The sequence below is a fragment of the Microcoleus sp. B7-D4 genome (genome assembly GCF_036705125.1).
Taxonomy (GTDB): domain Bacteria; phylum Cyanobacteriota; class Cyanobacteriia; order Cyanobacteriales; family Microcoleaceae; genus Microcoleus.
In genome coordinates, this window is record NZ_JAUBTT010000007.1 from 68,104 (window position 1) to 81,035 (window position 12,932).

Annotated in this window: 7 protein-coding genes; 5 read left to right on the forward strand and 2 right to left on the reverse strand. The window is 45.6% G+C overall.

The genetic code is table 11. The features are described from left to right. Positions 1–190: 190 nt before the first annotated feature. The 3 genes from QUB12_RS04400 to QUB12_RS04410 all read left to right on the forward strand — a co-directional run bounded on the left by QUB12_RS04400 (position 191) and on the right by QUB12_RS04410 (position 5,453). The gene (locus QUB12_RS04400; protein ID WP_333305651.1) at positions 191–514 is read left to right on the forward strand and encodes a hypothetical protein; all 324 of its coding nucleotides are present in this window, start codon (positions 191–193) and stop codon (positions 512–514) included. A 236-nt stretch (positions 515–750) separates the two neighbouring features. Beyond that, complete coding sequence (locus tag QUB12_RS04405; protein ID WP_333138864.1) at positions 751–2,160, forward strand: hypothetical protein; 1,410 nt, start codon at positions 751–753, stop codon at positions 2,158–2,160. Positions 2,161–3,458: 1,298 nt separating this feature from the next. Next, positions 3,459–5,453, forward strand: a complete 1,995-nt coding sequence (locus tag QUB12_RS04410; protein ID WP_333138868.1) for a bifunctional serine/threonine-protein kinase/formylglycine-generating enzyme family protein — start codon at positions 3,459–3,461, stop codon at positions 5,451–5,453. A 163-nt stretch (positions 5,454–5,616) separates the two neighbouring features. Here the strand turns inward: QUB12_RS04410 and QUB12_RS04415 are convergent, their stop codons facing one another. Continuing rightward, the gene (locus QUB12_RS04415; RefSeq protein ID WP_333138870.1) at positions 5,617–7,392 is read right to left on the reverse strand and encodes an EamA family transporter; all 1,776 of its coding nucleotides are present in this window, start codon (positions 7,390–7,392) and stop codon (positions 5,617–5,619) included. A 613-nt stretch (positions 7,393–8,005) separates the two neighbouring features. On the opposite strand from QUB12_RS04415, the gene QUB12_RS04420 reads away from it, so the two are divergent. Beyond that, positions 8,006–8,230, forward strand: coding sequence for a hypothetical protein (locus QUB12_RS04420; RefSeq protein WP_333138873.1), 225 nt, complete (start codon positions 8,006–8,008; stop codon positions 8,228–8,230). Further along, entirely contained in the window at positions 8,200–11,535 is a 3,336-nt protein-coding gene (locus QUB12_RS04425) for an amino acid adenylation domain-containing protein (RefSeq protein ID WP_333138874.1), read from the forward strand. The genes QUB12_RS04420 and QUB12_RS04425 overlap by 31 nt, the downstream gene beginning before the upstream one ends. Positions 11,536–11,815: 280 nt before the next feature. Here QUB12_RS04425 and QUB12_RS04430 read toward each other — a convergent pair whose 3' ends face one another. Next, a complete protein-coding gene (locus QUB12_RS04430; RefSeq protein ID WP_333138876.1) occupies positions 11,816–12,925 on the reverse strand; it encodes an alpha/beta hydrolase in 1,110 nt (369 codons plus the stop codon). Between the last annotated feature and the right edge of the window lie 7 nt (positions 12,926–12,932).

Below are 12,932 nucleotides of genomic sequence, written 5' to 3' on the forward strand. Positions count from 1 at the left end.
AAAACCATCAAAGACCTTTGCATCACTTGCCAAACAATCCTCTGATGGTTCATCATGATCTTGATGATTGTTTCATTCTTATAAATCAGTTAATATGCGATCGCTTGTCTTGAGTCTAGGTCTCATGTGTTTAGCCACCCCCGCTGTTGCCACAACCTGCGAGGAAAGCTTTCAAAAAAAGGGGGACTTTTTGAATGGTGCCGCCTTTTCTGCACGTGTTCAGGTTGAGGGGTTATCGATAGAGAGAGCATTTTCCCAATTACGACCAATTTTGGCGCGCGAGGGCATCAAGACTCTCAGCACGGATATGAACTTAGGTGTAATGAAAGCCGAAAATCCCGCCACAGCATTTCAGCGTGCTTTGCCAATTGATGTATTTGCCTCAATGGACGGCAATCTATTAAATGTTGAGATGATCTTTACCCTTCCGAGTGGGGTGGGTGCAAGTAAGGACACGGTGAAGGGATACTTGTGTGGCGCACTAAATCAATTGTTGCCCCAAACTCCAAAGTAATATGTAATTATTCATTTGATGTGATGAATTGTAGTTTCCCACACTCGATCGCCATACCGAATATTTCAAAATTACCTGGGCGCGATCGCCAAATGAATCTCGCCGATCGCTCCAATTCGTCTTAACAATATTTAACTTTTAAAAGTATCAAGAATCGGCAGATGTAGAAGAAAATGGTTTAGTTTAAATTGATTCTGGCAATTATCTTCAGGTGTGATCGCGCGAAAAAGGAGTTTATGGACATTCAAAACCCATCGTTCAGACGGAAAAAGTGGCTCAAATTTCTGGGTGGTTCGGCTGTTGGGTTGGCGGGACTGCTGGCAGCCTGGATTGTGGGTGGCAACTATATGGCTTCTGTGCATGAAAAAGAAATCGAGCAGGATTTAGCAGCATTTGCCCAACGGTTTCCCAAAACAGAGCCGAATGATGCGGCGTTGAAGCTGAGGCCGTCCTTCGCTAAAGTGGGGTTCAATGTAGGCTGGGGAAGTTTCTTTCAAGAATTAAATCAGTACCTAGACGCTGAGATTGCCAAACCAAACGATACCATAAATCCACCTTCAGAGAAATTACAGCGCTATCTCGCCTCCCAACAAACGGCTTTAGCAGAACTTCGCCAGCAAGTTTTAAATAATGAAGTGCCGCACTGGGGAACAGATATTACCTGGATTCTGGAAGGAGATATGACGGTTAGCCTACCCCCTTATTTATGGCAGGTTAATTCCCAACGAGTTTTAGCCCTAGACATTCTAGAAAAATACCGTAAAGGTCAGACGGAAGCAGCAGCAGAAATGCTGGAAGTCTCCTGGAAAATCAACCAGCCTTTAACAGAAAACCCCCTCCTACTCCCTCAACTGGTGGGTTTGATTGTGGCTAAATATCCAGCAGGGGTGATGCGGAAAGCCGATCGCCTTCCGACCCAGTGGCAGCAGCGCTTGCTGGAACGCGATTACCGCGAATCGATATTGACATCCTTGCAGGGAGAATATTTGTCTAAGTTCAAATTTTCGCAAGACTTCGCTTGGAAATACTCGTGGTCTTCAATACTAGAAGCATCAGACCCTCTTAGTGGTCTGGGAATACTTTCACTATTTCAGACGGAAACGAACTATCCCCCAACTTTAGAAGACAAAATTTTAGACTGGACTTTATCTCATGTCCTGGTGTGGTTCAAGCCAGTAATCAAACCTTATGTTCGCTTGTGTGCGATCGATACTTATCACGCCTATAAACGATCGCTTGCAGCATCTCGCCAGCACAATTTTTGCGCTTCTGATTCAGCCCAGGCAAAGGACTTCGCGTGGTGGAATTATATAGGTAGGACATCTACAATTTTTCCTAGTCAAACCAGTAAAGCAGCTAAATCTATGCTGGATTTGGAATTGACTCAGAAAATTCTGCAAGTCAAAGCACTAGCAGCCAAAACCGGAAAATGGCCGGCATCGGTTCCCGATATGAAGTCGTCTATTTGTCCGGGGGCAAAATGGCTGTATCGCGTTGCTCCAGATGGTACGATGTCGATATCGTTTAGCGAAAAACCCAAATGGTTAATTGAGAGATTAAAGAACCACAGAGGGCTACCATTTACCTATAGCGACAAGACACCGCCGCAGCTCAAAAACCGAGTCTCTACCCGACCAAAGCGATGATGGTACATCCCCAACGACAGTTTGCGACCTTCCTCACCGTTGCCGTTCTCAGCAGCACGTTCGCGCTGGCAACCGTTGGCGAAGCCTCGGTAAAAAGCGCCTCAGATCCCGATATTTCCACCTACATCAAAAAGTTAAAAACCGATTGTTAGAGATGCTGAAAGATTCTGTTCAGGGTTGGTTTGAAGTCGCCAGTCAAAAAAATGAACTTGCGCCGGAGAAACAGTTAATTGAGTTATCTCTATGAAATATGTTGCTGGCAAAGCACTCTGCAACATCTTTAAGCAACATGATTTTAAGCTAAAAATAACCGCTTGATCTAGCTATAATGGTCTTTGGCTATCCCTCCCTAATAATTATTAAATTTTCCTGGTTGTATTTATTAATAAAAATGAAAAAATAAAATCATTTCTAGTGCTATGAAAGGGTTGATTCAATATCTTTACGAAATCAAATTAGATAAAGCTATTCTCTGGTGCTATCTCATTTGGTATGTTATAGTAGTTTGTTTTCATTTTGATCCTTCGGTTAAGATATGGCTCAATTCAATTGGTATAAGTGCTGTAATCGGTACGGGTCTGATGCTAAGTGTTTCTTCTAGTAAAGGCAAAAGAGATCATTGGCAGGCATTCAGGTTATATTTCATGCCATTTTGTGTTTCAAGTTTCTCTGCCTTGATTAAAGATCAGGGATTTATCATATTTATCTCACCAAATATCACCGAAACAATAGTGTCAGTATCATGCTGTGGTCTGTTTTTATTAGTTATTTTATTAGTCAAAATATTCAAAAATAAAGTTATTTAGCGGAACTACAAAATTGGTGAAAGCAGCAGAAATATGACATTTTAGGTTGAAATTCCCCCGATCGCCTTTAAAGACGATCGAGCTTGTAGAACTCTTACACCCCGATGAAGCGAGGGAATTGCTTATTGAAATCGCTTTCTTAGTTTCTAGTCGGATAGTTCTTTGAGTGCGATCGCTTGTTGGTTGGGCGATCGCCGAGTTGTACTATACTGGCCTCTGTAAAGAAATTACCAAGATCCCCAGACGAATATCGGCGGTAAGCGGGTTGCTAAAATCGGTCGATCGCGCTGGAATTTTTTGCCCTCAAATTGCTTTATTTGGATTAATTAGCGTTTTAAATTCTGCGTTCTACTTTCTCCCTTGGGGCTACACAAGCGGCCGGTAATGCCCTCCCTACCGTCAATTGTCAATAACCAATTATTAATTGTTAGTATTCCATAAGAGCGCCAAAAAGATATATCATAACCTTAACCGGATCATTTCTTCCCAGATATGTTCTACTGTTCTAATCCGACGTGTTCTCATCCTTTCAATCCCGACAACTCTAAATTTTGTCAAAGTTGCGGCCAGTCCGACCTCACGCCTCTCTTCAGAAACCGCTACCGCGTGATTCGACTGTTGGGCGAAGGGGGATTTGGCAGAACTTACGAAGCGGTAGATACGGATCGCATGGACGATCCCTGCGTAATTAAGCAGTTTGTACCCCAATTTCAAGGAACCTCAGCACTTGAAAAAGCCTCACAATTGTTTAAAGAAGAAGCGAAACGACTTTACGAACTCGGTGAACATCCCCAAATTCCTCGATTAATTGCTTATTTTGAACAAGACAAGCGACTTTATTTAGTACAAGAGTTGATTGAGGGGCAAACTTTACTAGCAGAATTAACTCAGCAGGGTGCTTTTAGCGAAGAAAAAATTTGGCAGTTGCTGGCAGATGTACTGCCGATTTTAAAATTTGTGCACGATCGCCAGGTCATTCACCGAGACATCAAACTTGAGAATATCATGCGGCGCCGCACCTCTGTTAACTCCTTCCTGCCAAAGGCGGGAAATTTTCGGAATTCAGCTTTCCGAAGGGGAGGGCGGGGAGAGTTAGTTTTGATAGATTTCGGCATTTCCAAACAAGTGACGGGCTCCCTGATGAGCAAAGTAGGCACGACGGTAGGAACGCCCGGATATTCGCCGGTAGAACAAATGCGCGGTCAAGTTTTCCCCGGCAGCGATTTGTACAGTTTGGGAATAACTTGCCTGAGACTGCTAACTCAATGTTTGCCAAAAATTGACGGTTCCGATGACCTTTATGACCCGATAAATGGCGGCTGGATTTGGAGAGAACGGTTGCCTGTCGGCACAAAAATCAGCAGCGAGTTGGCAAATGTTTTAGACAAACTAATTCAAGATTATCTCAAAAATAGATATCAATCTGCTGATGAAGTAATCAAAGCTTTAAATCTCTATTCTTTACCTCCCCAACCCCATTGTGCCAATGGAGGACAACTTGCTCTAAATTCTTTTCGGACAAAGGGAGGACAACTTGCAATCAATAGCCCGCTCAATCAAAGCGGGCAAATCAACAGCAATATCTCTGTCAATCCGAGGAAAAAATCCAACACCACTCCGCCATTGAACAAGGCATCGCAGAGAATTGCTGCTGTCAAAAGCACTTTTGAATTTCAGGTGGTGACAGTAGACAAGCGCGGGAAGCAAATTAATGTTAACAGCGGCAAAGCGCGTTTTTTTGAAGAACCTCTTGGTAGCAGTGCACTGCTGGAAATGGTATCTGTGCGTGGCGGTACTTTCCTCATGGGTTCTCCAAAAGATCGGGGTGACAGCGACGAAAAACCGCAGCACCCAGTAACTTTAGGCTCTTTCTATATTAGCAAATTTCCAGTCACTCAGACCCAGTGGACAGCAGTGGCGGCGCTGCCGGAAATTAAAATATTTCTCAATCCCGATGCTGCCCGTTTTAAAGGTGCAAATCGACCTGTAGAAAATGTATCTTGGTACGAGGCTGTGGAGTTTTGCGATCGACTTTCTCGCAAAACTGGTAAGAATTATCGCTTGCCTAGCGAAGCCCAATGGGAATATGCTTGCCGGGGGCAAACTACGGGGCCGTTTCACTTTGGGGAAACGATTACCAGCGAGTTAGCCAATTACAACGGAAATTCTAATTACGCTGACGCGCCCAAGGGAGTTTATCGCTTTCAAACGACAGATGTTGGCAGTTTTCAACCTAATGCTTTCGGGTTGTACGATTTCCACGGAAATGTTTGGGAATGGTGCGCGGATTCTTGGCACAATAATTATAACGGTGCGCCTGCTGATGGTAGCGTTTGGGAGTCTGACGGGGACTCTTCGCTGAGGTTGTTGCGGGGGGGTTCTTGGAACGATCATCCTCCGAATTGTCGCAGCGCGTGTCGCCTCAGATATCAGGCGGATTGTAAGGCTAGTATTGTGGGTTTTCGAGTGGTTGTTTCTGTTGTTTAGACTCCAATTGTAGGCATTCATTCTCCTATCTTGAAATGCCTCTGCGGTTTCCCTATCAATCAAAGATTTATGCAATAAGCCTATTGATATTGTCTCGGCATAGAGAAACCCGGTTTCTTGAAGAAACCGGGTTTGGGAATGGCCGATCGCCCAAATTCTTGCCTTAACTAGCCTTCTTCTGAGGAGCCATTATGCGTTCCACACTCATAGCAGCCACGCTTAATGTCACCACAGCCATGCCGAGAATTGCCACAGGCTGCAAATTCTCATTGATAATTATAAACGCAAAAAGTGCCGTCATCGCCGGTCCCAAAGTGCCAATTACTGACGCTAAGGCTGCCCCCGCAAAGCGGATGGCAAAATTATTCAAAAGATAGCTAAACAGGGTCAGCACCCCTAAAATAACGCCTCCGATAATCAAACCAGGCCAAACATTTTGGTCTATTTTAGGAGAAAAATTGTCCGAAAGCGGCACCCACAAACTTAGAGAGGAAAATACAAAAATTGCGGCGAAATTAACTAAACTAAAAGGAATTGGGTGCAGTTTGCCCGCGGCCATTTGCGTCAGCAATACGTAACCTGCAAAGGTAATCCCAGAAGCCAGTGCCGCAGCGACTCCCACCCCGACATTGCCGCCGCCCGGAGGTGGGGCTGCAAAACTCGGCCACCCAGCTAAAATCAGACCTGCGGTAATCCCGACTATCGCAAAAAAGCCGACTCTGCTAGGGCGAGAACCAAACAAGAGCCAAGAACCTAGTACGGTGACGATCGGATAAATAAAGAAAATCGTAATCGCAATCCCGGCTGGAATATTGCCGATCGCCAAATAAATCAAAACCTGAGACAAAAACAGAAAAAATGCGCTTCCTAAAACCTTGCTCCACAAAGCTCGATCGCCCGACTGGAACAACCGTCTAATATCTTTCCAGACAGAAGGATACAGAAATGTGGCCAATATCGGCATCAAAGCCATCACCACAATCAGTCGCATCAACAAAATCAACAAAGAATTGCCAAAACCGGGAGTCACCACCCCCGGAAATTCAAACAAGCCAAAAACCACCCGAGGATTTCTGCCTTTAATCAGAATTCTCAAACAAACATTAAACAGCGACAATACCACCGCCGAAGACAAAGCCAGCACCAAACCTGTCTGTACAGAAGGTGCTTTAGCGGTGGCTGGAGAGGGCACTGAAGAGGGTGCCGGTACGGCTTCCCGCGGCCTTTCCACAGGTGTTGGCTGCAGAAGTTGCGGGCGGACAGAATTAACAGAATTAGTTGATTCCTCGACATAGGAATCTTGAGCATCGAAAGGATTCTCAAGATATTCTTCTTCTTCTTCGAGTTCTTCCCTGATGCGGTTTACGAGATTTTGTAACAGCTCTTCCCCTTGCCGCTCTAGGGTTTGCATATTGTTGAGCCGCACGGAAAGCTCGCTTTCATAGCTGCTCAAATCTTGTTCCAGCATCTGGAAACTGCGATCGATCCTTTCATCCAGCGCCGCCAGCAACTGCGAGGCGCGTTCGTCGTAGTTGCTCGGCGGCAGGGGTATCGGGAACTCGCCGCTGGGAATAGGGCTGCTGAGAGAATTTCCAGAGTTAGCGCTGAGTTCGTTGAACCGCTGCACCAACAAATCCTGCAAATTGTGAGCCAAAACTTGAGCCAACTGCTTCAGCCACAATTGCTGCTGCTGAATGTATCGCCCAGACAGAGATTCCATTTGCTGAGACTGCAATTTGCGATATTGCTCTCTGAGGTCTTCAATATCCTCAATCAGGTGATTTTTTTCAGTTTGCAGCCGAGTAATGTCTTGATTTAACTGGCCTTTGACATTTTGATGCAAAGCGTCCAGTTCTTGCATTACTGAGTGGAGGACTTCTTCTGCTGATTGTACTTCCTCTGGCTCGTCCTTTGACGAGTATACGTTCCGCTGCGCCATTAGCCTATAACCTCTAATTTAAACTGCACGTTCACTGTTCTTAAGTATTTTGCCAAATCAGGCCACAAGTTCTAGTGAGTTGATCTAAGAAATTGCGGACACTGTTGAATCAATAGTAGTCGCTAAGCTACAAATGTGAGAAAATTGCGTGAAGCAAAGCTATCCCGCTCTTAATCCCCCCAAGAACACTTTGTGCAATTAGAAATCATACTATAGCAATCCTAAATCAGTTGTAAAAATATGTAGGGGTAGTGCTAAGAGTGCCTACCCCAGCCAAGGCGGGGCAACCACGGGGGGTTTGCCCCTACAAGAATTACACAAATCATTGAGGATTGCTATACAGCTTGACCTCTCCACGAATTGCTCCCGGTAATTCTCCCATCTAACTCACCCGATTGCACCCGAATCACAAACTTAATGACCGAAAGCATCCAGGATACAAGCCCCCGGATTCATCCGTCCAGAAATAAAAAACTTGTATCCGATGAAACTTGCCCCCCGAATTTATCCGTGGGGTCAAGGCTTCAATCTAAAATCTAAAATCTAAAATCTAAAATCGATTGACCCCTTCTGCGACTAAATGTGATTGGGGGGTGGCACTCCTAGCCCCTCAATGGATAACTTGATCCTGCAGGCAGAAACCCCGTTTCTATTCCCCGCGTCTCTCCCGCACTCGCGCACCCAGATTTATTATATTAAAGGTTCCGATCTTTTGCTCGCGAAAGTTTTAAGAGGCGATCGCACCGTCAAAAAGCAAGCCCGCGCCATCAAAAAATTAACACATCCCATCCCCGAAGAGCAACAGATATGGCATCCGAAATTTATGACAATTCCTTGACAAAGGATATAGAAAAACTGAATATTTCCTCAGAATCCGAAGTGTTTGTCTTTCCGGCATCATTTGCCCAGCAGCGCTTGTGGTTTCTCGACCAATTTGCACCGGAAAACCCTTTCTATAATGTAGTAACCGCACTGCGCTTAACTGGTTCCCTCAACTTAATAGCCTTAGAGCAAACCTTCAACGAAATAGTGCAGCGACACGAAACTTTACGAACGACTTTTGCAGCGGTATCCGGCCAACCAGTGCAGATAATCTCTCCTGCTTTTAAGACTAATTTAAAACTCTTAGAACTGCAACATTTGCCACCAGAACTACGGGAAACTGAAGCAAAGAAACTATCCGCAGCAGAATCTCTTCGCCCTTTCAATTTATCCACAGGGCCGCTGATGCGAGTAACCATCCTGCGGCTGACTGAAACCGAGCATATTTTATTGATAAATATGCACCACATAGCCTCCGATGATTGGTCGATCGGTGTGCTAATTCGAGAATTTGAGGCTATCTATACAGCTTTGATAAATCAACAGCCATCTCCCCTACCAGAATTATCACTTCAATATGCCGACTTTGCCGAGTGGCAGCGCGAATGGTTGCAAGGTGAAGTATTAGAAACTCAGCTAGCTTATTGGGGGCAGCAATTGCACGGGATTTCTGTGTTAAATTTGCCGACAGATCGCCCTGCACCAGCTAGGCAAAATTATCGGGGAAAAACTCAATATTTAGAACTGCCTAAAAAGCTGAAAAACGCACTTTTAGCCCTCTCGCAGCGAGAAGGAGCGACTTTATTTATGACAGTGCTCGCAGCATTTCAAACTTTGCTTTACCGCTACTCGCAACAAGAAGATATTGTTGTCGGTTCGCCGATCGCCAATCGCAACCGCAGCGAAATAGAAGCATTAATCGGTTTTTTTGTCAACACTTTAGTGCTGCGAACAGACTGTTCGGGAAACCCGACATTTCGAGATTTTTTGGGCCGGGTGCGGGAAGTAACCCTGGGAGCTTACGCTCACCAAGATTTGCCTTTTGAGAAGCTAGTCGAGGAATTGCACCCAGAGCGATCGTTGAATCGCCACCCCCTGTTTCAGGTGGTATTTGGTCTGCAAAATGCGCCGCTGGACGAGCTAGAATTGCCAGAATTAAAGTTGAGTTCTTTCCCTTTGGAGACTCAAACAACGCGCTTTGATTTAGAGCTGTATTTGTGGGAAGCTTCTGATAATTTTAGGAGCAGATACGGCGAACATTGGGAAGATTCGGAAGGACTCCGAGGGTTAGCTGTGTACAATACAGATTTATTTGATGAAGTTACGATCGCCCGAATGCTGAGGCATTTTAAAACTTTGCTGGAAAGCATTGTCGCTAATCCAGAACAAGGAATTGCTAACTTACCTTTATTGAGCGAGGATGAAGTGAATCAATTATTCAAAGAATGGAACGATACTCGGACAGATTATCCTCAAAATAAGTGCATTCATCAGTTATTTGAAGAGCGAGCCCGGCAGCATCTGGAGGATGTCGCCCTAACTTTCGACAGCAAGCACCTCACTTACAGAGAACTCAACAGTCGCAGCAACCAACTGGCGCGCTACCTACAAAAAATGGGCGTGGGGGCGGAGGTTTTAGTGGGGCTTTGTGCAGAACGATCGATCGACCTAATTGTGGGGATGTTGGCTATACTGAAAGCGGGAGGGGCTTACCTACCGTTAGATCCGAGCTATCCGCGCGATCGGCTAAACTTGATGCTGGAAGATGCTCAAGTTAAAGTCTTGCTAATTCAAGATAAATTGATTGAGAATTTCCGAGACTTCTCAAACTCGGTGATTTACTTCGATCGCGACTGGGAAGACATAGCCAAAGAAAGCGCCGAAAATCCCGCCAACACCGTAACAGCAGACAACCTAGCTTACGTTATTTACACATCTGGCTCAACCGGAAAACCCAAGGGAGTTGCTGTCACCCACAAAGCAGTAAATCGGCTGGTACTCAACACCAACTATATAAAAATAGAACCTACCGATAAAATTGCCCAAGCATCAAACGCTTCATTCGATGCAGCCACATTCGAGATTTGGGGAGCCTTGCTTAACGGCGCTCAACTCGTGGGAATTAGCACAAATATTACCCTTTCGCCTCACGATTTAGCCTTAGAACTGCGCCAACAAGGCATCACCGTTTTGTTTTTAACAACTGCCTTATTTCAACAAATTGCTAGAGTTTTACCGCAAGCTTTTGATTCGCTGCGCTGCTTGCTGTTTGGCGGAGAAGCGGTCGATATGAGATGGGTTAAAAAACTTCTCAAGCAAAAGCCAACCACTAAATTAATTCACGTTTACGGGCCTACCGAAAATACCACATTTTCGGCTTATTATTGCGTGCAAGACGTACCCGAAACCGCAACATCTATCCCCATCGGCCGCCCGATCGCCAACACGCAAATTTATCTCCTCGATGCGGATTTGCAGCCGGTGGCGATCGGTGTTATAGGTCAATTGTACGTCGGCGGTGACGGACTAGCGAAAGGCTACCTCAACCAGCCCGATTTAACTGCTGCTGCTTTCATTCCTAACCCTTTTAGCAATAAATCTGGTTCTAGCCTTTATAAAACAGGTGATTTAGGTCGCTACTTAGCTGACGGCAACATTGAGTTTTTAGGCCGCGTTGATGACCAAGTAAAAATTCGCGGCTACCGCATCGAGTTGGGAGAAATTGAAGCGGCTTTGTGCCAGCATCCACAAGTGCGCGAAGCAGTAGTAATTGTGAGGGAAGACATCCCCGACGATAAACATTTGGTAGCTTATGTTGTTCCTGACGGCATCGATGAAAAATCCGAAAGTCACAATCTAAAATCAAGTGACTTGCGCCAATTTTTGAAAGAAAAGTTACCAGGATATATGGTTCCTGCAACTTATGCAGTGTTGGAGAATATGCCACTGACGCCTAATGGCAAAGTAGACCGCCGCGCTTTGCCTGATATAGATACAGACAGCGAGGATCTAACAGAAAATTATGTAGCGCCTCGGACTGATCTCGAAAACGCGATCGGGAAAATTTGGGCTAAAGTTTTGGGCAAACAGCAGGTTAGTATCTACGATAATTTCTTTGAACTAGGCGGGCATTCCCTGCTAGCAACTCAGTTGATTTCTCGCATCCGAGACGCTTTGCAAGTCGAGTTATCGGTCAGCAATTTGTTTGAGGCTCCGACTGTGGCGAGTCTGGCAAAATACATTGAAACAATGCGTTGGGCCGCGAAAGGTTTGGATACTCCTAGAACGGACGAAAATGAGCGCGAAGATGTGGAATTTTAAGGCCTTATATCGTTTCCGGTTGCATCGGAATGATTTAACCGCAGAGGGCGCAGAGAACGCAGAGGGAGAGAATACAGAGATGAATAATTCCGATGCTACCGGATTTGATATTACATAATTGCGGGATGATTTTGATTGTTTTGTGGGATGGGCGTCCCGCCCGTCCGGTGTATTTTCACAGCAGGCGGGACACCCGACAAGAACCATCCTCAAATTGTGCAACGCCGAATTTTAAGGTATCCCCAGCCAGAACCTACAGGATTTTAACTCACATTTTTAGTTAGGAAATTTCAGTGCAGAATGCCCTGACAGCTTCGGCAAACTTTTGGTTATGCTCGATTAATGCCATGTGTCCTCCTTTCTGTATCGTAACTAGCTCTGCTTGAGGCAATTCTGCTTTCATTCGCAGGCTAGCTGGGGGGGTAGTCGCTATATCTGAATCGCCGCAGATCACCAACACTGGAATGTCAATTGATGGCAAAGTTTTTGTTTCGTCAAATTTGAGCATTCCCAGTGTGCCGCGAGCGAGAACGCCGGGAGAACCCAAGGCTGATAAGAAAGCTGAGAAATCTAATTGACCGCGCGTTTCAGTGCCTTTAAATCCCGATACTTCTACACTGATGTACAGTGAACCATTGAGATAGCTCAGCCAAGTCATTCCCCACATAATCGGTTCAAGAGCTATGGTGAGGTAGAGCATAGGTTGAAGCAGCGGCTTCTGCAAAGCGCGTAATAAACCGCTAAAAATAGCGGTTTTGACGGGATTAGTATAAGTCGTATCTACCAGAATTAAACCAGCTACTCGACTACCGAGAAGTTCTGGAAAAAGCCGACTGAATGTTAGAGAAATCATGCCGCCCATGCTGTGTCCGAGTAGGATAACAGGTTTAGTTCCTGCTATGGCAATGACGGCTTCAAGATCGCGGGCAAATTTTTCTAGGGAATAGTCGCTGTTTTTTGGTCGAGTGGATTTTCCCAAACCTGGAAGATCCCAAACAATCACTCGGAAGCGATCGCTTAGTTGCCGTTTCGCGTAATACCAAACCATACTGTTGGGCCCCCAACCATGGGAGAGAATAATCGGCTGTCCGTCCTCTGGGCCGTAGAATTCTACTTGTAAAATAGTGCCATCAGGCCTCTCTACCCGCTGCACCGTACCCGTCCGCGTCGGCTTGGGTTCGTCAGCACCGGGGCGGCGGAACAGCGGCAAACTGATAAAGCGGCCGCCAACAGACCAAAGAAGCATCAAGACTCCGCTGACTAAGTAGGAATTCCCTACAAGTTCGCCGATGTACCATTCGTAAATAATGTATATACCTCCCCCAAGTACGCCGAGGGACAGCAGTCCTACCAGCCATAGAAACAGGAAATTGAAGGGCATGAACGGCATAAGCTGA

Bases quoted from the DNA above. Each gene is read 5' to 3' on its own strand.
- QUB12_RS04405 (WP_333138864.1), top strand. From the start codon at position 751: ATGGACATTCAAAACCCATCGTTCAGACGGAAAAAGTGGCTCAAATTT.
- QUB12_RS04410 (WP_333138868.1), top strand. From the start codon at position 3,459: ATGTTCTACTGTTCTAATCCGACGTGTTCTCATCCTTTCAATCCCGAC.
- QUB12_RS04415 (WP_333138870.1), bottom strand. From the start codon at position 7,392: ATGGCGCAGCGGAACGTATACTCGTCAAAGGACGAGCCAGAGGAAGTA.
- QUB12_RS04420 (WP_333138873.1), top strand. From the start codon at position 8,006: ATGGATAACTTGATCCTGCAGGCAGAAACCCCGTTTCTATTCCCCGCG.
- QUB12_RS04425 (WP_333138874.1), top strand. From the start codon at position 8,200: ATGGCATCCGAAATTTATGACAATTCCTTGACAAAGGATATAGAAAAA.
- QUB12_RS04430 (WP_333138876.1), bottom strand. From the start codon at position 12,925: ATGCCGTTCATGCCCTTCAATTTCCTGTTTCTATGGCTGGTAGGACTG.